This is a genomic window from Argonema galeatum A003/A1 (genome assembly GCF_023333595.1).
GTDB classification, from domain to species: Bacteria; Cyanobacteriota; Cyanobacteriia; order Cyanobacteriales; family Aerosakkonemataceae; genus Argonema; species Argonema galeatum.
In genome coordinates, this window is sequence record NZ_JAIQZM010000053.1 from 1 (window position 1) to 21103 (window position 21103).

At 44.7% G+C, this 21103-nt stretch carries 24 protein-coding genes; 15 read left to right on the forward strand and 9 right to left on the reverse strand.

Annotated elements, in window-relative coordinates; genetic code table 11:
• Positions 1 to 110 precede the first annotated feature (110 nt).
• The 3 genes from LAY41_RS29775 to LAY41_RS29785 all read right to left on the reverse strand — a co-directional run bounded on the left by LAY41_RS29775 (position 111) and on the right by LAY41_RS29785 (position 2698).
• Positions 111 to 341: a NifU family protein gene (locus LAY41_RS29775; protein WP_249066478.1), complete on the reverse strand. Its 231-nt coding sequence runs from the start codon at positions 339 to 341 to the stop codon at positions 111 to 113.
• A 142-nt stretch (positions 342 to 483) separates the two neighbouring features.
• A complete protein-coding gene (locus tag LAY41_RS29780) occupies positions 484 to 1134 on the reverse strand; it encodes a DUF3386 domain-containing protein (protein WP_249106000.1) in 651 nt (216 codons plus the stop codon).
• Between the two features lie 262 nt (positions 1135 to 1396).
• The gene (locus tag LAY41_RS29785) at positions 1397 to 2698 is read right to left on the reverse strand and encodes an MFS transporter (RefSeq protein ID WP_249106003.1); all 1302 of its coding nucleotides are present in this window, start codon (positions 2696 to 2698) and stop codon (positions 1397 to 1399) included.
• A 101-nt stretch (positions 2699 to 2799) separates the two neighbouring features.
• On the opposite strand from LAY41_RS29785, the gene LAY41_RS29790 reads away from it, so the two are divergent.
• The 3 genes from LAY41_RS29790 to LAY41_RS29800 all read left to right on the forward strand — a co-directional run bounded on the left by LAY41_RS29790 (position 2800) and on the right by LAY41_RS29800 (position 4904).
• Positions 2800 to 2946 (forward strand): hypothetical protein, encoded by a 147-nt coding sequence (locus LAY41_RS29790; protein WP_249106005.1) that lies wholly within the window; start codon positions 2800 to 2802, stop codon positions 2944 to 2946.
• A gap of 200 nt (positions 2947 to 3146) precedes the next feature.
• On the forward strand, positions 3147 to 4208 hold the full coding sequence (locus tag LAY41_RS29795; RefSeq protein ID WP_249106007.1) for a tetratricopeptide repeat protein: 1062 nt from the start codon (positions 3147 to 3149) through the stop codon (positions 4206 to 4208).
• A 75-nt stretch (positions 4209 to 4283) separates the two neighbouring features.
• Positions 4284 to 4904, forward strand: a complete 621-nt coding sequence (locus LAY41_RS29800; protein WP_249106009.1) for a Uma2 family endonuclease — start codon at positions 4284 to 4286, stop codon at positions 4902 to 4904.
• 76 nt (positions 4905 to 4980) lie between these two features.
• Here LAY41_RS29800 and LAY41_RS29805 read toward each other — a convergent pair whose 3' ends face one another.
• Both LAY41_RS29805 and LAY41_RS29810 read right to left on the reverse strand, forming a co-directional pair.
• Positions 4981 to 7119, reverse strand: coding sequence for a WD40 repeat domain-containing protein (locus tag LAY41_RS29805; RefSeq protein WP_249106011.1), 2139 nt, complete (start codon positions 7117 to 7119; stop codon positions 4981 to 4983).
• 55 nt (positions 7120 to 7174) lie between these two features.
• Entirely contained in the window at positions 7175 to 8554 is a 1380-nt protein-coding gene (locus LAY41_RS29810; RefSeq protein ID WP_249106013.1) for a P-loop domain-containing protein, read from the reverse strand.
• Between the two features lie 183 nt (positions 8555 to 8737).
• Here LAY41_RS29810 and LAY41_RS29815 point away from each other — a divergent pair, with 183 nt between their 5' ends.
• The 8 genes from LAY41_RS29815 to LAY41_RS29850 all read left to right on the forward strand — a co-directional run bounded on the left by LAY41_RS29815 (position 8738) and on the right by LAY41_RS29850 (position 14322).
• On the forward strand, positions 8738 to 9022 hold the full coding sequence (locus tag LAY41_RS29815; protein ID WP_249106015.1) for a hypothetical protein: 285 nt from the start codon (positions 8738 to 8740) through the stop codon (positions 9020 to 9022).
• Positions 9023 to 9106: 84 nt separating this feature from the next.
• The gene (locus tag LAY41_RS29820; protein WP_249106018.1) at positions 9107 to 9358 is read left to right on the forward strand and encodes a hypothetical protein; all 252 of its coding nucleotides are present in this window, start codon (positions 9107 to 9109) and stop codon (positions 9356 to 9358) included.
• A 77-nt stretch (positions 9359 to 9435) separates the two neighbouring features.
• Positions 9436 to 9855, forward strand: a complete 420-nt coding sequence (locus LAY41_RS29825; RefSeq protein ID WP_249106020.1) for a hypothetical protein — start codon at positions 9436 to 9438, stop codon at positions 9853 to 9855.
• A gap of 13 nt (positions 9856 to 9868) precedes the next feature.
• Complete coding sequence (locus LAY41_RS29830; RefSeq protein WP_249106023.1) at positions 9869 to 10153, forward strand: hypothetical protein; 285 nt, start codon at positions 9869 to 9871, stop codon at positions 10151 to 10153.
• A gap of 26 nt (positions 10154 to 10179) precedes the next feature.
• Complete coding sequence (locus tag LAY41_RS29835; RefSeq protein ID WP_249106026.1) at positions 10180 to 10803, forward strand: type I restriction endonuclease; 624 nt, start codon at positions 10180 to 10182, stop codon at positions 10801 to 10803.
• Positions 10804 to 10932: 129 nt separating this feature from the next.
• Positions 10933 to 11685, forward strand: coding sequence for a sucrose-phosphate phosphatase (locus tag LAY41_RS29840; protein WP_249106028.1), 753 nt, complete (start codon positions 10933 to 10935; stop codon positions 11683 to 11685).
• 143 nt (positions 11686 to 11828) lie between these two features.
• Complete coding sequence (gene ruvA / locus LAY41_RS29845) at positions 11829 to 12455, forward strand: Holliday junction branch migration protein RuvA (protein WP_249106031.1); 627 nt, start codon at positions 11829 to 11831, stop codon at positions 12453 to 12455.
• Positions 12456 to 12648: 193 nt separating this feature from the next.
• Complete coding sequence (locus tag LAY41_RS29850; protein ID WP_249106035.1) at positions 12649 to 14322, forward strand: alpha-amylase family glycosyl hydrolase; 1674 nt, start codon at positions 12649 to 12651, stop codon at positions 14320 to 14322.
• Between the two features lie 196 nt (positions 14323 to 14518).
• On the opposite strand, the gene LAY41_RS29855 is transcribed toward LAY41_RS29850, so the two are convergent.
• Positions 14519 to 16429: an ATP-binding protein gene (locus tag LAY41_RS29855; RefSeq protein WP_249106038.1), complete on the reverse strand. Its 1911-nt coding sequence runs from the start codon at positions 16427 to 16429 to the stop codon at positions 14519 to 14521.
• Positions 16430 to 16896: 467 nt separating this feature from the next.
• Complete coding sequence (locus LAY41_RS29860) at positions 16897 to 17079, reverse strand: hypothetical protein (RefSeq protein ID WP_249106042.1); 183 nt, start codon at positions 17077 to 17079, stop codon at positions 16897 to 16899.
• A 319-nt stretch (positions 17080 to 17398) separates the two neighbouring features.
• Between LAY41_RS29860 and LAY41_RS29865 the strand changes: the two genes are divergently transcribed.
• Positions 17399 to 18226, forward strand: coding sequence for a cyanophycinase (locus LAY41_RS29865; RefSeq protein ID WP_249106045.1), 828 nt, complete (start codon positions 17399 to 17401; stop codon positions 18224 to 18226).
• Positions 18227 to 18370: 144 nt separating this feature from the next.
• On the opposite strand, the gene LAY41_RS29870 is transcribed toward LAY41_RS29865, so the two are convergent.
• Positions 18371 to 18517 carry a hypothetical protein gene (locus tag LAY41_RS29870; protein WP_249106047.1) on the reverse strand — a complete coding sequence of 49 codons (147 nt, stop codon included), beginning with the start codon at positions 18515 to 18517 and terminating at the stop codon, positions 18371 to 18373.
• Positions 18518 to 18528: 11 nt separating this feature from the next.
• On the opposite strand from LAY41_RS29870, the gene rpsO reads away from it, so the two are divergent.
• The 3 genes from rpsO to aroF all read left to right on the forward strand — a co-directional run bounded on the left by rpsO (position 18529) and on the right by aroF (position 20505).
• Positions 18529 to 18798 (forward strand): 30S ribosomal protein S15, encoded by a 270-nt coding sequence (gene rpsO / locus LAY41_RS29875; RefSeq protein ID WP_249066457.1) that lies wholly within the window; start codon positions 18529 to 18531, stop codon positions 18796 to 18798.
• A gap of 5 nt (positions 18799 to 18803) precedes the next feature.
• Entirely contained in the window at positions 18804 to 19301 is a 498-nt protein-coding gene (locus tag LAY41_RS29880; protein WP_249106051.1) for a PAM68 family protein, read from the forward strand.
• Positions 19302 to 19446: 145 nt separating this feature from the next.
• Positions 19447 to 20505 (forward strand): 3-deoxy-7-phosphoheptulonate synthase, encoded by a 1059-nt coding sequence (gene aroF, locus LAY41_RS29885; protein WP_249106054.1) that lies wholly within the window; start codon positions 19447 to 19449, stop codon positions 20503 to 20505.
• Positions 20506 to 20669: 164 nt separating this feature from the next.
• Here the strand turns inward: aroF and LAY41_RS29890 are convergent, their stop codons facing one another.
• Positions 20670 to 21023 carry a DUF1257 domain-containing protein gene (locus LAY41_RS29890; protein ID WP_249066454.1) on the reverse strand — a complete coding sequence of 118 codons (354 nt, stop codon included), beginning with the start codon at positions 21021 to 21023 and terminating at the stop codon, positions 20670 to 20672.
• Positions 21024 to 21103: the final 80 nt, after the last annotated feature.

Genomic DNA, 21103 nt, shown 5'->3' on the forward strand with positions numbered 1-21103 from the left:
CTCTGCTCCTCTGCTCCTCTGCTCCTCTGCTCCTCTGCTCCTCTGCTCCTCTGCTCCTCTGCTCCTCTGCTCCTCTGTTCCTTTTGCCTTTTGCCTTTTGCCTTTAGACTTTACATGACCTGTTCGACTTCGGCAATTTCTGGGATGGCTTCGCGCAGGCGGCGCTCAATTCCCATTCTCAGGGTCATTGTCGAGCTGGGGCAAGAACCGCACGCACCCTGTAGCCGCAGTTTGACGACGGGGCCATCTAATTCGACCAGTTCTACATTGCCGCCGTCGGAAATCAAGTAAGGGCGCATTTCATCCAAAACTTCTTCGACGTTATCAATTGTAAGTTCCATAGTTAAAAACCTCGTTCGCTTGGAGAATATTTCTTTGAGTAGCAGCTATGGTTGATTCTAGACCACTCAGCGAGAAAAGCTTTAACAAAGATTGCCTACCAGGGAAACCTTTGGCCGTCGCAGTTAACCTTTTGGTTTTCTATTAAACAACGGCTGGTTCGAGCAACTTTACGTTTGAGTAGTTAAATTCAGTCCTCGTCGGTTGACCTTGCTCATGCGATCGCACGACCTGATGCGTCATGATGTAGTAGTTGCCAATTTTTTCGTAGGTATCCTCAAATTCTAGTTGTTTAGTTACTTCATTGGTCTGAGGATTGCGAAAGACGGCATCATAACGGGAGGAAAGGTAGCCTTCTTCGGTATTTAGACTTTCATGGGTGTCGATCGTAAAAGCTACCCGGCCCATTACCCGGCTTACCTGGCAAATTTCTGTGCCTCTGATCTTGTAGTTCGATCCCATCGCGTCGCCTTTGACCAGAATTTCGATCGCATCTGTGGCGTCTGTTTCACCCAGGCTAAACTGGTTCTTGCCATGAGACTGCTCGAAAGAGCCTCGTTTGCGATGGGTGACGACATCACGCATTTGGGTATAAATGCTCTGTTGCACTTCTTCGTTTTCTATACCCGTGACTTCTACGCTGAGGTCGCCGTTAATGCGAACTTTGCCGCTGTAAACTTCATCGCCTTGCTTAAGTTCAATATCGGCACTGTAGCCGGGAAAGTTGGTGTCCCATGTGTAACGGTTTTCGTAAGCGGCTCGAAATAATTGGCTAGCGCTCGTTTGCTCGGTCACAAAATTCTCCTTGATGAAGGTCATCGACCTATTTTAGGATAACACAAATCCAAACACAATCTTCGATTTGCTATCGCTCAATTAGAACGTTGGTTTTATTCATCCCGCTACCCATATATCGCTATGAATTCATCCTAAAGGCGGATGCAATATTGTAGGCGTGAGAAGAATGCGATCGCTTCGATTTTAAAGATATTTGTTGGTTGCGTGGATTTTTTTTTACCGCAGATGAAGACGGATGAACGCAGATGAAGATTTATATTTATTTGGAGGTATCTATATTCTTTAAAATTCTGTCTAGATATTGCAAAATCGCTACAACTATGACTACACTCAATGCTAAAGCCAGCCAAAAGCTGCTTGCTATTGTTGGGGGTCGATCGATTGCCCAACCACCCAAGGGAGGCCCAACAGCGTATCCAACTGCCCAGCACAGGGAGTTGATGGAAAGGTAGACGCCACGCAGGTAGACTGGTGCAATGTCGGCGACGAGGGCAGATGCCGACGGTGTGTAAGAGACGGTTGCGATCGCCAATATTCCCATTGCCAATATAGTCCAGTATAGTTGGCCGACCGGGACGATCGCAGTAGCCCAGATGAAACTAAATCCTACTGCCCACAGTGTGGCTGAAACTGTTAAAGTCTGCGGATGGCTAAACCTTTTTAAGAAGCGGGCAATTGGTATCAACGTAACAATCGCTATAATCATGTGCCAGGTAAATAAAGCGCTGATAGTTGTGGTGGAAAATCCTACTTTTGAGTTTCCCATTTGCACAAACTTGCTCAAGTACAAAGGAAGGGTGCTGTGTAGCTGGGAAATGTAAGTTGTGAAGATAATATTGACGCATATAAAGACTAGGAGACGTCGATCGCTTAGTGCTGTAGTCCATGAAATAGGCAAAATAAAAAATGCTTTATTTTTTACTTTTACTTTTTTATTTTTTATTTCTTCGGCTGGTCGATAAGTTTCTGAAATTGCAAAATAAATTACTCCAAAAAATACCACAAAAGAAATCGCATCAATTACAAACAGAGAGCGATAAGCGCCAGTTGTGCCAATTAATATTCCACCCAGAATAATGCCTACTCCCAAACCGAGATTATCTGCAAATCGCACGATCGCATAAGTTTCTTGACGATGTTCGGGCGCTGTTAAATCTGCTACTAAGGCTTCCGTAGCAGGCCAATACAAACCCATACCCAAGCCCATCAACAAGTTACCCGCAGTAAAGCTGGAAAAATCACTGGTTACCGCTAATACTAAAGATGCGATCGCGGATACAGCTGCGGATAATAACATAGTACGCCGACGGCCCCAAAACCGAGAATCAGCAAACGAACCGCCAAGTATACGCCCCAGCACTCCAGAAATAGAAGCGCTACCCAAACCAATACCCACCTGGGTTGCTGATAAATGTACTTGATTAACAAAAAAGATGGGGGCGTAAAAAAGCGTGAAACCACTGCCAAGATCGGAAAGGAATCTGCCCATAGCTAGAATCCAGACTTGAGGATTTAGCTGAGGTAACCAAGATAGCCATCTGGTACGATTTGAAAATTTCATTCGGGCTTTGTTTTTTCTAGAAGTCTGCGTAGGCAGACTTTGTTTGTGTAGCCGCGACTTTAGTCGTCAGGCTGATTCCGTATAACTCAGTCAAAAATAGTATGGGTGATTGGCATCAGGAACAACAAGCAGATTTAGTTCGTCTCGATCGGCATTACCCCCAATATGTATCATGTCTGATGGCACTAAAAAAGTCATCTACTTCGACAGGATATGAGACTAATTTGGCAGAGGCTTGTAGCAGCTGAGTCAACAGTATTGGGCATTGCTTAGATTGTCCTTGCGATCGAGAGATGCTAGCAAAAAAGACAAGATAGTTACGCATCTCTGTTAACAAGCCGATCGAAGTCGAATAATAGCTACCAAATTCTGATATTCTATTAGGCTACAAGAAGCTCTTTTTTTCACACCTGGATTTATACTGGCATCAAGTCAATGAACTAAAGTCATGAACCGTATTCACCGAACGATCGCAATTTTAGGCATCGCCACTACACTGGGTAGCATCGCACCTGTTCTTCAGGCTCAGTCAAAGCCAAGCCAGTCCCAGTCACCAACACCAACCGAGGCTCAGTCAAAGCCAACTCGCAGCAACGAATCAACGCCAACTAACGATCGGCCCAAGCCAACCCAAGATGGGTCAACAAAACCAGACCCCAGTACACAGTCTACTCCAACCGATACAGAATCAACACCAACCGAGGATCGACCAACAACCCCAACCGGGGGTGAGTCACAACCAAACAGCACAGAGTCAACCCCGTCAACTACTCCCACTACTAGGCCAACTCCCAGCACAGAGTCAACCCCGCCAACTACTCCCACTACTAGGCCAACTCCCAGCACAGAGTCAACCCCGTCAACTACTCCCACTACTAGGCCAACTCCCAGCACAGAGTCAACCCCAAGAAGCAATCCCGGAACAGAAATGAGTGCTGTGGACTTGTACAACCGGGGTATAGAAAAGGCTAAGCAAGGCGACTATAGAGGTGCGATCGAGGATTACAATGCGGCTATAAAGCTCAATCCCGAACTCACACAAGCCTACGTTAATAGGGGTTACGCTCGCTATTTTTTGAAGGATTTTCAAGGTGCGATCGATGACAGCACCGAAGCAATTCGGCTCGATCCAAATAATGCCAAAGCGTACATCAATCGGGGTAACGCTCGCGATGACCTTAAACAACATCAAGAAGCAATAGAGGATTACAACCAGGCAATACGCCTTGACCCAAATGATGATAAAGCTTACTACAACCGAGGTATTGCCTACAACAAACTGCAAAAACATCAAGAAGCACTTCAGGATTACGCTCGCGCTATCCAGATCAGGCCCGACTTTGCTGAAGCTTTCTTCAATCGCGGTGTTACTTACTACAGCCTCAAAAATACCCAAGCAGCGCTCAGGGATTTCCAAAAAGCAGCCGATCTTTTTCGCTCCCAAGGAAATACACAAGCTCTTCAATCTACACAGGAAGCAATTAGAACCATTCAGCAAACTAGAACTTGAATAAGGAATTAAAGAAGAAAAACCTGATGTTTTTCTTCTTTAATTTCGATATTTAGAACTTACGCGGACTTGACTATGGTTGTTGCGGCGCAATTCCAGACTTATACCGTAGAAGAGTTTCTTAACCTAGACCTCCCGGAAGGACAGGAATACGAACTTATCGACGGAAGGATATCTGTGATGGCTGAACCTTCAGGGGAACACGAAAATCTGCGTTCCGAACTGATGGTAGAATTGCGAATGGAAAGCAGACGCCGCCAACTCGGACTGCTGGTGCATCCAAAACCCGTACTGCAATTAGGGCCAAAAGATACTCGCAAACCCGACTTGATTGCAATTAATCGCGATGCTTGGAATCGCCAGACTCAATCAGAAGCGGTATTGAGGGAATCACCCAGCGTTGTAATTGAAATTGTCAGCACGAATTGGGAAGAAGACTATCGGCATAAACCGCTGTGGTATGCTGCTTTTGGGGTAAGTGAGTTGTGGATTGTTGACCGCTATCCTAACCGCAAAAATCCTAAAATTGAGGAACCTACGATCGCGATCGGACAGTTGGTGACTTCGCGTAGTATTTTAGTGGAAAGAGAATATGAGTTTCAGAGTTTTAGAGGGAAACAGAGGATTGAGTCGCGGGTTTTCCCAGATTTAGAGATTACTGTTGAGGAGATTATTGGTTATGGGAAGGGGATTTGATATTGTGTTGTATGGGTAGCGATCGTACTTGGTTTTGGGAGGTGCGTGTATGCTCCACCTCCTATAATTTTAGGATTTATTTATAATCTTCTAATCGTAAAAAATGCAATCTTCCTGATGCTTCACCTGCCACTATTGTTACGCCATCGGGTGCAACTGCACAGCACTTTAACGCACCATCGCCATTGAAAGTAGCAACTACTTCCCCACTATTTAAATTCCAGACTTTAAGAGTCCCATCCTCTGAAGCTGACACAACCAATCGCCCATCTAGAGTTGTAGCGAGTGTCCACACCCAATTCGTATGCCCAATAAGAGTATGTAGTTCGGCACCTGTATGCAAATCCCAAACTTTCAGATTAACTTCAGCTGAGATAGCCAGTTGCCCATCTGGAGTGATAGCAACTGTCTGTACCGAGTTGTTATGCCTCATAAGAGTACGCAGTTCTACACCTGTATGCAAATCCCAAACTTTGAGACTTTTGGATAAAGCTGAAACAGCTAGTTGGCCATCTGGAGTAATAGCGACTGCATTTATCCAATCATTATGTCTAAAGAGTGTACGCAATTCGACGCCCGTATGTAAATCCCAAACTTTGAGAGTGCCATCTCCTGAACCTGAAACAGCTAGTTGGCCATCTGGTGTAATAGCGACTGTAGTTACCCAATGAGTATGTCCAGATAGTGTACGCAATTCGACACCCGTATGTAAATCCCAAACTTTGAGAGTATCATCGGATGAAGCTGAAACAACCCATTTTCCATTGGGAGTAATGGCAACTGCATTTACATCATATTTATGTCCGGTGAGTGTACACACTTCGACACCCGTATATAAATCCCAAACTTTGAGAGTACCACCCGATAAAGCTGAAACAGCTACTTGTCCATTAGGACTAATGGCAACTCCATTAACCGATCTGGGATGTCTGGTGAGGGTAGAAGGTTCTCCCTTGGTGTTTAAATCCCAAACTTTCAGAGTACAGTCCAATGAAGCTGAAACAGCCAGTTTTCCATCCGGTGTAATAGCACTGGCCATTACTGTTCCAGTATGTCCCGTAAGGGTTTGTAGTTTGGCACCTGTATGTAAATCCCAGACTTCGAGAATATCATCTGAAACAGAAATAGCCAGTTTCTCATCCGGCGTAATGGCCACTGCTGTGTCATTCCAGGTTTCATTCCAGATACACTCAGCGAAAGTACGAACTTCAATACCCCGATCCAAATCCCAGATTTTGAAGGTTTTATCGAATGAACCTGAAACAGCCAGTTTTCCATCAGAAGTAATAGCAACTGCTATTACTGTGTTAGTATGTCCAGTTAGGATTTTCACTTCAATACCCCGATCCAAATCCCAAACTTTCAGAGTTTGATCTGATGAACCTGAAACAGCCAGTTTTCCATCGGGAGTAATAGCAACTGCTGTGACCGTATTGGTATGCTCAGTCAGGGTTGCTAGTTCTACACCCCGATCCAAATCCCAAACTTTCAGAGTTTGATCTGATGAACCTGAAACAGCTAGTTTTCCATCAGGAGTAATAGCAACTGCTGTTACTGTTTTGGTATGCCCAGGCAGGGTTTTCACTTCAATACCCCGATCCAAATCCCAAACTTTCAGGGTTTGATCTGATGAACCTGAAACAGCCAGTTTTCCATCACGAGTAATAGCAACTGTTCCTACCCCACTGCTATGCCCGGTAAGGGTTCCTACTTCAGCACCTCTGTACAAATCCCAGACTTGGAGAATATTATCTGAAGCTGAAATAGCAAGTTTTCCATCGGCAGTAATGGCAATTTGATTCACCCGAAAAGGAGAGCCTGTCAAGGTACGCAGCAACGGTTCTCTTGGTGTTGTTAAGCTGGGAGTCAAAGGGCGCAGCCAAGGTAGTGCTTTCCACTGCTTTGCTTGCTCTAGCATTGCCTGAATATCAGGCGTTTCATAAGACATCAAGCGACCTAGTAGTTGACCTGCCAGCTGAATATTGTCCAGAGTCAGGATATTTGCAGACAACCTAGTTGCACTTTGAATTAATTTCAGATTCTTCTTTATCTCTTCAGAAATTTCAATATCAGGATGCAAAGCTAATTCATAGTCATCAATTAGCGGCTGCACTCCAAATTCTTTGTGAGAAACCTTAGTCGCAAGGACATCGAAATTGGTTAACCAACTCTGCAATCGCTTTGCCTCTCCCTGTTTTGCAAAATAACTCGGCATTTCTAGAAAATCTCGTAGCTTGTCAGGTGGCATATTTACTAATCGTGATTTTACATCATTCATCTCCAAAGACTGCCTCCCATAGAATATCTGTTTTCTGTTTGTTAATTTTTTTAATCGAAACCCCTGCTGCCTCTATAATTTCATGTTTATGTAAAAACCTCCAAAAATCAGAGTGATAGATGCTGTAGCAAACTTGACCTTCAAGAGTGCGCTTATGTAAAAATTGTAGCCATTCTTTTAAGACATCCTGCACTGTTAACGGAGTTTCGCCAATATACTCAGATATTAGCTGGCATGAAATCGGCTGACGGGTTTCTGCCAAATGGTAAATAACATTAATCTTGACGTTTGAGCGCGGTATATCATTCATCCCCATTTTTTGCCAATGGAATTCATAGTATTTTTGCAAGCCGAGAGGCAAACTATCGAGATTCAAGTCTGGATATATATCCTCCTCAATTCCATACAAAACATAGACCAAATACATGAAGTTGTTTTCACTTCTAGTGGCAATTTCATCAATAAACTTCTCTTCTGTCACCTTCTGTTTCTTAATCCATTGACGTATCTTTTCACTACCGTTAACTCGATTCTGAATATAGGTACAGATATCTTCACTGCTTTGCTCTTGATAGTCCATAAGCTTGAATATTTGTTGTGGCGCATCAGTCACCAATGGTACATCAACTCCACGTCGAATCGTTGTTATAAAATAGATCCCCTTTGGTAAATAACGCGGTAAGTAAAGAATATTTGCATTTTTGTTTTTTTGGCTGGATTGGTCAACTTCATCTAAGGCATCAACGGCAATTACTACGGATTTACCATTTCTTTTTAGGGCAACTTCATCTAACAATTTTTTGAAGAAAGCACCGTCGCTAGTGGCATCAGCGGATAAAGGCAAGGAATAGGATAGCTGGTACTTTTTGATTAGTTGTTTGCAGACACTTTCTAGGAATTTAGAGGGGGGGTTATCTTGGTCATTTTCTACATTGAAATGAGCCACACACCCACTGTCCTGTACATACTTTGCCAGAATCGCACTTTTTCCCATCCCAGGATCGCCGATGATAGTGAAATAGCCGTTGGTTTTGCTGTTGATAAATTTTGCAATCTCCGCGAACACATATTCACGTCCGACAAAATCCCTGGTTTTATTATCGATTATCGTCTGAAAAGGATGAGCATCATCTATATCGGGTTCAGCATCTTCAGATAAATCAACAATCTTTTTCTCATCTAGACCAAGCGCCGTGCAAATCCCCTTAAAAAAACGATTGTCAATTTTAGTACGATTGAAAAAATTGGAAATTACATTAGAACCACAGCCAACCTCTGTGGCTAGACCTTGTTTTGTCGAACCCTTACGCTTAAGAGCCTTTTCAGCTTCGCTAATACCTGCTTGAGTTGCGCGACGCGAATTCCTTCCCATAGCCTCTCCACAGAACTTACACCGGAATCAATATAAAGTTTTGTTACAAGTCAAATAAGTCAAAAAACTCAAAACTAACTCAAAGTATTACACCAAAAGGTTTCCAGGCATCTGCTTATACGATGGAGAGTGAAGCCCCCAATACTACCTCTGAGGTTATTCTCCCATACAAAGAAGCACGATATGCCAAAACCACCCAGAACCGACGACATTATTCAGGAAGGCCGAAATTCCCTGGGCGAAGCTTTTACCGAGGGGTTAAAGACCCGGCCCAAAGAGTTCAAAGACCCGATCTTCACTGACCCCAGCGAGATGCACGGTGATAATTACACTGAAAAACAAGAAACCGTTTCCAGTCGTGAATCAGACACGATTTTAGCTTTAACTAACCGAATTAAAGCCCTAGAAGAATTTCTCGATCCACTTAGTTATGAAGATCCAAGAAAACTGTTCGGTGGAACCGACTAGCTAAAGATAGAGACACAATTCCAACTCCCAAACGAGCCAAGAAAAGCAATATCCCCCAAAGCCCAACCAGGAGTATCTTATCTAATGAATTGCCCTAACCAAGAAAAACAGATTTTGCCTTGCAAAATTGTTCAGCATCCTTCCAAAGAACATATTTTCTTCTGTAAGGTCTGTCAGGAATCTTATGATGTTCGCGAAATTGGCACTGAATCTTCTAACAATCCCTTTCTTGTCATATTGGGCGTTGTTTTAGTAATTTTTGGCATCGCAGTAATGTCGAGCCAGCCATCTCCGCCTACACCTTCTCTCATAGAAAATTCTTCCCTCGATCGGTAAAAATCGAACTCCGGCTAAGGGTTAGCCGGAGAAAAGTTTCTCTATCTATCAATCAAATCAAATTTACCACTAAACCTATGTTGGAATTTGACAGTAATAATAGCGCTGACACCTTTACTACCGCTAACAGTGCATTCACCAACCAATCTGAATTACAGCAAATTCGCGCCAATTATTGTAAGGAAGTAAAGGGAATCGCGGAATTTGTTAAGCAACTTATAGCTGGCAGAACTGAGGAAGAAATAACCGAGGAAGAAATAGAAAGAATAGCCAGACAAGCACACAGTCTGCGACGCGAAATTGGCATCAAGTATAAGGAACTCACTCCCCAACAGAAACTAGATGCTATCTACGTCCGCAACCTAAAAAAATATGGCGATTCATTAGGCCCAACCATCGAATACCTGCGGACAATCGGCAAGACTTGGCTGCAAATTATTGAAAGTGCCAGTCGGCCTAACCCAGGCGATATCAATGATATATTGAGGGAAGGATAACAGCGCCTTAGCCATGAAAATTAGACAAATCCGCCAATCCATCAGCTCGGATGAGTTAATTCTAGTTATCGATGGACATGAAACGCCATCAGATTTATCGTATATAAAAAAAAATCTGATGGCGAATTTTTCAGCACTTGTCATTGAAGAATTAGTTGGACTCGATCAAATCTATATAGATCTGAAAATTGAAGAAAATCTGGTAATGTTAGCCTGGGACGCAATGGCTGGCATTTCAATTGAGTGTGAGAATTTAGAGCTAAGAGAGAGATTATTCCAACATTTGCAAGATATTTAATCTAAAAATAAAAAGTGAGATAAATCATGGTTGAAACAATCCAATCTCAAGATATCATTCTTGACCAGTTAATTGAAAACTTCGGTCTAGAACGCACTAACGACGATCGATTTTTTCGAGAATGGCAAGATGATTTACCGGAACTGACGGATTTGGAAAAGCAAACACTAGATGAAGTAAAGGCAGACTATCTCCATTTGTCTCGTTATACCATCCTGGAACCGATCGTCAAAATGGTGGTGTTAGGGCCATTGTTGAGATTGGCGGGTTTTTATCGTCCGCCATTTTATATTACGGCTGAAAAGTCGGTGAAAATTTCATCGGAGGATGATGGTATTATTGTAAACGGACGCCTTGACCTCTTAGTTTTTAAGCCTTCTTTTTGGGTACTCGCCATTGAAGCCAAAAGCGTAAAATATTCGGTGGAAGCGGGGATACCGCAAGCATTGGCTTATATGTTGGGTAATCCCAATTCTGAAAAACCTGCCTTTGGTTTTGTGAGCAATGGCCCGGAGTTTAAATTTCTAAAACTTACGAAACAAGGTAAGCCAAAATATGCTGAGTCCTATCCGTTTGCACTTCAGCGGGGAAATGATTTGTATACTGTTGTAAGCGTGTTAAAACGCCTCGCTCAATTGCTTGGCGAATAAGTAAGGGATTCAACAGTTTTTCTTTAAACTGGTAGCACATAATGGTAGGTTGGGTTTTGTTAACAAAACCCAACCTGCCATTATGTGCCAGCTGCGTAAGTCCTAAAAGCATTTCAGTATAATGTTGCTATGGCAAAATTTCTGTTTGTGACAGATCTAGATAATACCCTTGTGGGCGACGATCGATCTCTGGCAGAACTCAACCAGCAGTTGAGCCAACATCGCCAAGAACATGGAACAAAAATCGTTTATGCCACAGGTCGTTCTCTCATTCTCTATCGAGAACTTTTAACTCAAAAAGAATTGTTGGTGCCAGATGCTTTGATTGCGGCGGTGGGAACGGAAATTTATTACAACGCAAGTGAAAGTGACCCAGATCCAGCTTGGGAAAAACAACTTTCTTCAGGGTGGAACCGTGACTTGGTAGTAGCTACAGGTACTAATTTTGTGGATCTTTTACCTCAACCAGCATCCGAACAGCGACCTTTCAAAGTTAGTTATTTTTTGACAGAACAAGCAGCCGAAGAAGTTATCCCGCACTTAGAATCTCTGCTTAAAGAACAGGGGATATACGCTCAGTTAATCTACAGTGGGGGCAAAGATTTAGATATTTTGCCGAGCCAAAGCAATAAAGGTTTGGCGGTAGAGTTTCTGCGCCAGCACTGGGAAATAGACGCAACGCAGACAGTTGTTTGCGGTGATTCTGGAAACGATATTGCTTTATTTAGTGTGGGGGAACCAAGAGGGATTATCGTAGGAAATGCTCAGCCTGAACTCCTCCAGTGGCTGTCAGCCAATCAGGCGGATTATCGGTATTTGGCAAAGGCTGCTTGTGCTGGTGGGATTTTGGAAGGTTTGTACCATTTCGGCTTTTTGCTATAGTGTTTCCATTTGAGATGTAAACAATGGTAGGTTGGGTTAGACGCGGTAATTAACTTAATAATGCTCACAGATACGTCTTTGACCGCGTCGTAACCCAACATTCAGTATAAAATATGTGTTCACGACTCATTTGAAAACGCTATATGATTAGTTATCTAAAAGGAACGGTAGTAGGTTTTCAGAAAAGTAGTAGCGATCGCGTCACTCTAATTCTGGAAGTTAACCAGATTGGCTACGAACTGCAAATCCCACCGCGTTTGGCCCAGAATTTGTCCCCTGTGGGAGAAATCGCCCAAGTTTTCACGCACTTGCAAGTGCGGGAAGATCAGATAAGCTTGTATGGTTTTGCCTCAGCCGCCGAGCGAGATTTGTTTCGCCAGCTGGTAAGTGTGAGTGGAATTGGTGCGGCTTTGGCGATCGCACTTTTAGATACCCTGGGATTGCAAGACTTGGTGCAGGCGATCGTTACTGGCAATATCCGCGCCTTAGCCAAAACTCGCGGTGTCGGTAACAAAACAGCCGAACGCATTGCGCTGGAACTAAAAACCAAACTGGCACAATGGCGACACTTAGCTGGCGTAGCCGGTTCCACCTCAAGTGGCCCAAATCCTGCCATTATCGAAGATGTGGAAATGACGCTACTAGCCTTGGGGTATACCAGCAGCGAGGTAGTGCAGGCGCTCAACGCAGTCAGTCAAGACGGGTTGGTCGCTAAAAGTAAACAGGCAGAAGATTGGATTCGAGCTGCGATCGCTTGGTTGAGCAGGTGATTTTAATAGGTTTTAGTTTAAATCTTTGTATCTTTGGTTAAAACGGGTTCTCTCAAATCTCAAACTTAACATTTTTAAAATATGCCTTAAGACTGATGTTTACTCAAGCTTCTTTATTTCTAGCGAGCGATACTATAGCTGAGCTAAGCAGTGGAGAATACGTTTGTCGGCGTTTTCTTACCAAAAAAATTCTATGGCAAGCAAGAAACCTCATAAAACAAGTTCCATTGAATTTACTTTATTTGCACCCTATAACAAAGGAGCTGCTTTAATTGGGTCTTTTTCCGATTGGAAAGACATCCCAATGGAAAAAGGCAAGGATGGTTATTTCCGTACCAAGGTTGAACTGGAAGATGGAATTTATGAATATAAACTCCGCGTTCAATCTAAAAGTTGGTTTAAAGAACCAGATGAATGGGTAGACATCATCGATCCTTATGTAACAAATGTTGATGAGAGCAAAGGAGTCGGCATCGTAACAATCAAAGACGGCGAAAAAATTGTCGATACATATGTTTGGAAACATGACGACAAGCCGCTACCTGCCGATCGCGAATTAGTTATCTACGAACTTCACGTTGCCGACTTCTCCGGCGGCGAACCCGATCGCTACGTTCGCGGTCAATACAAGCACGTTGTTGAAAAGTTAGATTATCTGTCCGAACTTGGCATTAACGCAATTGAATTGATGCCTGTAAAAGAATATCCGGGCGATTATAGCTGGGGTTATAACCCGCGTTATTTCTTTGCCACGGAAACAAGTTACGGCACAACAGACGAATTAAAGCATATGATTGACGAGTGTCATGCCCGTGGAATTCGCATCATCATGGACGGGATTTTTAATCACTCGGAAGCATCTTGTCCTCTCACCCAAATTGACCACGATTATTGGTATCACCACTCTCCCCGCGACCCTGATAATAACTGGGGGCCAGAGTTTAATTACGAACATTACGACGAAAAGCTAGAAGTAAACCCTGCGTGGAAATTTATCGGCGAAACCGTGCGTTTTTGGGTTCAGGAATATCACATTGATGGCATTCGCTTCGACGCCGCGCGGCAAATGGCCAACTACGACTTCATGCACTGGATTGTGGAAGAAGCCAAAAAAACGGCAGGGCTAAAGCCGTTTTACAACATTGCCGAACACATCCCCGAAACCACCAGTATCACCAATTTTGATGGGCCGATGGATGGTTGCTGGCACGACAGTTACCGTTTCTGCATGATCGAACACATCTGCGGGGATACGTTTGATTTAGAGCGCCTCAAAGATGCGATCGATTGCAAGCGTCAAGGTTTTATGGGTGCCACTAATGTTATCAATTACCTGACCAACCACGACCAAAATCGCGTCATGGTGGAATTAGCAAATCGCACCATTTTTGATGGCGAAGCTTTTAAGCGTGCCAAGTTGGGAGCGGCCATACTGATGACATCTGTCGGTGTACCAATGCTTTGGATGGGACAAGAGTTTGGCGAGTACAAACCTAAAACAATCGATCCAACAAAAATTGAGTGGGCGCTGCTAAGCAATGACCTAAATCGCGGCCTATTTGAATACTACAAAGGCTTGATTAATCTGCGTAAAAACAATCAAGCTCTTTACACTGAAAACATTGACTTTTTCCATGAGAATGAAGAGGCCAAGGTATTAGCATACACCCGCTGGAATGATGAAGGTTCTCGTGTTGTCGTCGTCGCTAATTTTTCCGACAATTATTTAGCTGGTTACACTGTTCCTAACTTCCCTTCGGATGGCACATGGCACGAATGGACTTACGATCACGATGTCGAATCTGGAAGCGGTCAAATAATGATTGACCTGGCGGAGTACGAAGCAAAGGTATTTGTCTGGCAATAATTCTGAAAAACCCGGTTTCTTTAAGAAACCGGGTTTTTGATATTACAGAATTTTTCCAATCACCTTCATATAGACAGGCTTATACCAAATCCGCAACGATTACCCCTTTATGTCGAGCGGCTATAGAGACGTTTCATGAAACGTCTTTACAATGTTTAGGCCAAAAATTAAACGGGTAAGAAACACGAATTTGGTATTACAGTATCGTTCCGATTTCTTTCAGATAAACCCGCGTAAATGGTTCGCTTTCTCCAAGGGTATACTGTTCTATCAAACCCTTATGCCGGATTGAGATGTTATTTCCTTCCTTAACAACTACGGTTGAATCTTCGAGGAGATCCCGCGTCAGCACCATTTCGGTTTCGGTAGGATTATCCAGGACTACGATGTTGTTGCCTTGGTAAAACATTCCATCCCTCTCCAGCACATCTTCTGGATACTCGGCAATCAGCAAATCCAGCTTGGGATTGCGTAACAAATTTTGAATATTTGTGTTGTAATCTTTATTCAAAATCTTCTCCGAACGGTTGACGAAGACTGCTTGACGACAAACAGCACCTATAGTCCAATCGGGTTGTTGTAGAAGAATATGGTCAATAGTTTCTTGAAGTTCCTGAACTGAAATTCGGTTGAAGGCGATCGTTGGTATTCTCGCATCTGCCCCAGACTTAAAGAAGGTTTCTAGAATATGCGACGGCACATCAACGCTTTCACCAACAGCGGGGTTAAGGTGCATAAAAATGCCCGGTGCGGCATTTATTTCGAGAATGCCAAAGTTGCCGGATTTCCAAGATTGAGAGAGAGTTGGAGAAATCGCGTCGATACCCAGGCAAGTGAGTCGAAAATGCTGTGCAATGTCTTGCGCCAAAATGATATTGTCTGGGTGAACAGTGGGCGTTGCATCTATGCTCAAACCTCCCGCTGAGAGATTGGCAACTTTGCGAAGATAAACGATGCGTCCTGTTTCAATTACGCTGTTCAATGATAAGCCTTGTTCGGATAAGAACATTTCCATTGCGTCGTCGGACTGAATCTTACTCATGGCAGAGGTTGGTGTGTCCAAACGTGCGGGTTTGCGATTTTCCCGCTTGATTAATTCAGCAATGGTTGAATAATTGTCACCAGTAACTGATGCGGGACGGCGTTCGGTAGCGGCAACAAATCTGCCGTTGACGCATAGCAGGCGAAAATCTGCCCCCTTGATGCTTTTCTCAACAATTATTGCGATCGCTTGTTCTTCTGGAATGCCTTTGAGTGCCCTGCTAAAGGCAAATTCTAATTCTTGCGAGTTTTGCACATCAGCTGTCACTCCGATGCCTTTGTGACCCGCTACAGGTTTGACTGCCACCGGGTAGCCAATTCTTTCTGCTACGGCTTTGGCTTCGCCAAGGGAGACAACAACATTACCTTTTGGCACCGGGAAGCCCAGCGTAGTCAAAAAAGCTTTGCAGTCATCTTTGCGGGTGGTAAAATCGGAATCTAGATGGCTATCGCAATCAAATGTTGTTGCTACGCCGCGAATTAGTTTTTTTCCATATCCGTACTGCATTAACCCTTCGTCCCACAAATAAAAGGCGGGAATTTTTTTCTCTTGGGCTGTGCGTAATAAGGCGTAGACTGTCGGGCCACCATAAACGCTGTATCGGAATGTGTCTTGAAGCCTGCTGATGCGATCGTCTAATTCAAAATCTTCGTCTTGAGTAATAGCTTCAAACCAGTCCCAAACGCAATAAACTACTGCTCGGCTGGTACGGAAATGAACTGATTGAGCGGCTATTGTGAAATAATTGGGATGTTGTTTCAAATTCAAGCGGTTGAGGTGCAAACCCATGTCGAGTTTTCCCACTTCCGATACTGTTCGGGCAAATAGATGGCCGTATGATTCGGATGTTTCATCGCGCAGGTGCGGATAGCGATCGCTAATAGCCGAGATATATTCCTCGATGGGCCGAGGCGACAAATGCCCGGTGAGGGCGAAATCAAATACTAGCGCCCCCGTTTCCAAATATGGGTTCGGGCCAATGTAATGCTTGAGGTTGAATATATCGAAGGCGTCGGTTTTTCTGGCATTAACGCGCACTGTATCGATGAGTTGTTGTTGAACCATTGATTATCTCCACTTGGCTAAACACCCTTGTAACTTTGTTAAATTAACTTTATTGCATGGATTTTTCATCTATCGAAGGGCGTTTTTAATTTATTTGAGGGCAAAAAGCCTGTATACATTTTCGAGGCGATCGCGCTTCTGCTTCCCTCTTTCTTACTGATGTGTCTTCTTCTGGTAAATTAACTATAAAGACAGATTTTTTATCTCAAAAATATAACTTTCGACAGGTACAGCCAAGACCAATACTATTTGAAAATTTAAGAAAGCATTGAGGAGAGAGCAGCAGATGACTATTACCAAAGCTGACCTCAGAGATCAAGTTCGAGAACTGGCCTAAGAAGCTTTTCACCGGAAACTTATTTCTGGCTACGGCGACGGGCCTGATGGCAACGAGTACCAGCTTGTGTGCAAGGGTAAACCCAAGCATTTTCCCTTAGAAAAAGCACGTTCTTTGTTACGCAAGTTGATTATGCAGGCTGATTGAAAGAGCGAAATAGTACGCGACCGGGCAATACTTCTTCGTTGATTTTGGCATAAACCCGCAGACAAGCTAACACTTCCCCCGGTTTACTGCCGATATCCAGTTCCAGGTCGTCTTTTGACCAAGACCGCATATCGGCATAGTAGCCCCATAACGGGCGAATTTGCACGGTAAGAGCGGTTTTACGCGCTTTGTCGGCGACCTGATTAAGGGTGCGCCGCTATTCCTGCTGTAGTTTTACCCACCAGGAATCGCGATCGCTTGGCGGCAGATATATAGCTAGGGGCTAGAAAAGTCAAAAGTCAAAAGTCAAAAGTCAAAAGTCAAAAGTCAAAAGTAAAGAAGGGATTGGGGGCTAGGGGCTAGGGGCTATAAGGATTACCATAAAAACAATTAACTTTCTGTATAAATATCTACCATTTCGATGTTTTATGGGTGTGGATTGGTATGTTTTATTGAAATTACATTAACTAAAGACTGGAGTTAATATGGCGCTGAGTGAGAACAGTGGGCAGTTGGTCATTATTGGTGGAGCGGAACAGAAAGAGGGAGAAAGCAAGGTGCTTCGGGAATTCGTGCGACGCGCCGGAGGCACCAAAGCCCGAATTGTTGTGATGACAGCCGCAACCGAACTACCCAGAGAAGTGGGAGAAGACTATATCAAAGTATTTGAGCGGTTGGGAGCCGAACAAGTTCGCATCCTTGACACCGTAACTCGTGAAGATGCAAGTTCATCCACTGCCCTAGAAGCTATTAACAATGCCACTGGCGTATTTTTTACCGGAGGAAACCAAGCTCGGATCACCAGTATTATTAAGGACACCGAACTCGATACAGCTATTCACAAACGGTTTTCAGAAGGAATTGTAGTGGGAGGCACCAGTGCGGGAGCAGCTGTGATGCCAGACGTAATGATCGTTGAAGGAGACTCGGAAACGCATCCCCGCGTTGACGCTGTGGAAATGGGGCCAGGTATGGGCTACCTGCCGGGGATAGTAATCGATCAGCATTTCTCACAGCGCGGACGTTTGGGACGTTTACTTTCAGCATTGGCACAGCAGCCAGCCGTTTTGGGATTCGGTATTGATGAAGATACAGCTGTTGTAGTGCAGGGCAACGAGTTTCAAGTGGTGGGATCGGGCGCTGTCACCGTTGTCGATGTAGCAGAGATTATCCATATCAATGTGGACGAACTCTTGAAGGATGAGGCTTTGGCAATTTGCGGAGCCAAGCTGCATATTCTTCCAGATGGATATCGGTTTAATCTAAAAACACGAAAACCCGTCCTCGCTAAAACCGCTCAGAAAGCAGCTTAAGAGCAACTGATTCGAGTTACTTATTAATATTTGTTCAGCGTAAAAGTCCCTAAAGTTAGAGTTTAGGGACTTTTTGTATTACAGCCACAGTCATTTATGTTAGGACAGTATAGAGCTATTCCCCGGAAGGAAGCGACTGTGTTTTTACGGCTGACCTTGCACTTTGCTATCAAGTCTCACAACTCTGAAAGTTTGGTCTGGGGAACCGATTGAATTGGTAGATGCGATCGACCCCAACACATACTCCGAGTCGGCTATGGTATGATAAAAAGCTGCTGAATTAACGTACACACACTGAAACTATGACCCTTACGCAAGAGCGAAAGCACGAGATCATTGACCAGTATCAAATCCATGAGACAGATACTGGTTCGGCAGATGTGCAAATTGCCGTACTGACGGAACGCATTAACCGCCTGAGCGAACACCTCAAAGCCAATCACAAAGACCACGCTTCCCGCCGGGGTTTGTTGAAGCTGATTGGTCAACGCAAGCGCCTGCTGTCCTTTGTTTCTAAGGAAAATCCAGAGCGCTATCAAGGGTTGATCGGTCGCCTTGGCATTCGCGGTTAAAGGTTATGGCTTCGGAACCTCAACCCAAAAGCAAAGCTGACAACACTCCAAAGGAGTCTTCTCAAGCTAAGGAACGCTTACCCTTTGAACCCAAAAAAAATGCCAAAAAGCCAGCTAAAAACCAACCCGTAACGTCCGTTGCGGATAAAAAGGATAATAAACCGCGATCGGTTTCCAAAGAAGCAATGGCCATTCCAGAAGCGGTCAGCCAGCGCATGATCTCGCGGATGGCACTTTTCTCTGGTATTCCCACTTTTTTGGGAATTGCCACGTTTATTATCAGCTACTTCGTAGTTAGTCATGCCTGGTTTAACCTTCCCAACCCGGTAGTTGTCTTGGTTAGCATCGGCTTTTTCGGTCTGGGTGCTTTAGGATTGACCTATGGCGTCCTCTCTGCATCCTGGGATGAAGAAACATCAGGGAGCAAATTAGGGTGGGAACAATTTACCACCAACTGGGGGCGGATGACGGCAGCTTGGCGATCGAGTAAGCAAAAAAATTAATATTCCTGGTGCCACAATGACGCTAGGCATATTGCCTATGCCAAAAGTGCAAGACGCACGTTGGCTCCATCCAGGCTGATATGAGAACCTATAGGTTAGCTTTTAGCCATTCTGCACCCAAAGAACTTAACAAAGGATTTTGAATATGATCGTGGTCATGAAAATCGGCTCCCCAGAAGTCGAGATTACCCGTCTTACCGAAGAACTCCGCACCTGGGGACTGACGCCAGAAAAAATTGTTGGTAAGCATAAAGTGGTGATTGGTGTAGTCGGCGATACGGCTCACTTAGACCCGCTGCAAATGCAGGAAATTAGCCCCTGGATCGAGCAAGTTCTGCGGGTGGAACAGCCGTTTAAAAGAGCTAGCCTGGAGTACCGCCACGGCGAAGCTTCGGAAGTAGTAGTTCCTACTCCCAACGGGCCTGTTTCCTTTGGTTTGCACCATCCTCTGGTAGTCGTTGCTGGGCCTTGTTCCGTTGAGAATGAGCAGATGATTGTGGAGACAGCGCGGCGGGTAAAGGCAGCTGGGGCGCAGTTCCTGCGTGGCGGTGCCTATAAGCCTCGTACTTCCCCATACGCCTTCCAAGGTCACGGTGAGAGTGCGTTGGAATTGCTTGCGGCAGCGCGTGAAGCGACAGGTTTGGGGATTATTACAGAATTGATGGATGCTGCCGATTTGGAAGTACTGGGAGAGTATGCAGACGTAATCCAAATTGGGGCCCGCAATATGCAGAATTTCTCTCTGCTCAAGAAAGTGGGGGCGCAGGAAAAGCCGGTACTTCTGAAGCGGGGGATGGCGGCGACGATCGAAGATTGGTTGATGGCGGCTGAGTATATTCTGGCTGCTGGCAACCCGAATGTGATTCTTTGCGAACGAGGCATTCGCACGTTCGATCGCCAGTACGCACGCAATACGCTCGATTTATCGGCTGTGCCCGTCTTGCGGAGTCTCTCCCACCTACCTATTATGATCGACCCCAGCCACGGCACCGGACGCGCCGAATACGTTCCCGCAATGGCAATGGCTTCGATCGCAGCTGGTGCAGACTCCCTAATGATTGAAGTTCATCCCAACCCAGCCAAAGCGTTGTCTGATGGCCCTCAATCTCTCACACCCGAACGGTTCGATCGTTTGATGCAAGAAATGGCCGTAATTGGAAAAGCAATGCAACGCTGGCCTCAAGCTGTTGCTGCTATAGCATAATGAGAAAGGCCAGCTTTTTAAGCTGGCCTTTTTTGTTTTCTAACAGGGTAGAAGATTTTTGGTTCATTATTTCCCTTTAGTGAAAAGGGGCTGACTAGAAGTGGAAGAGAAACGGGCTAACCTCCTGTCGATTAACCCGTGAGCTTGGGAACGCAACAGAGCAATTATTTTTGCACTACCAACTTAACGTTGGCGTTTTGCAAACCGCGCTGCTTCACTTCAGCCAGAGTCTTGTTAACCGCGTACTTCTGATTGATGGAATTGATCAGCTCGGTTTGGTTGTGCTTCTTAGCGACACCCCACAGGTCAGCAATCAGGTCGAAAGACCCATCGCTGTTGCGAGACCAGCCCAAATCGTATTCGCCTTCCAGAACTGCAACCAAGTCAGCCCGAACTCGTTGGCCGTTGTATCCACGAACATCGGCATTGCTCTTGACGCTAATGCCCAGGTCACGCAGAGAAGCCTTGAGGATTTCGGATTCGGTGATTTTGGTACGCAGTGTGCTAAAGTGAGACATTCGGATTTCCTCCTAGAGAAGTTACAAACAAACGACAACGTTTTTGTGACGATCGAGCCGCGTATGAGAGAGCGCGGCAT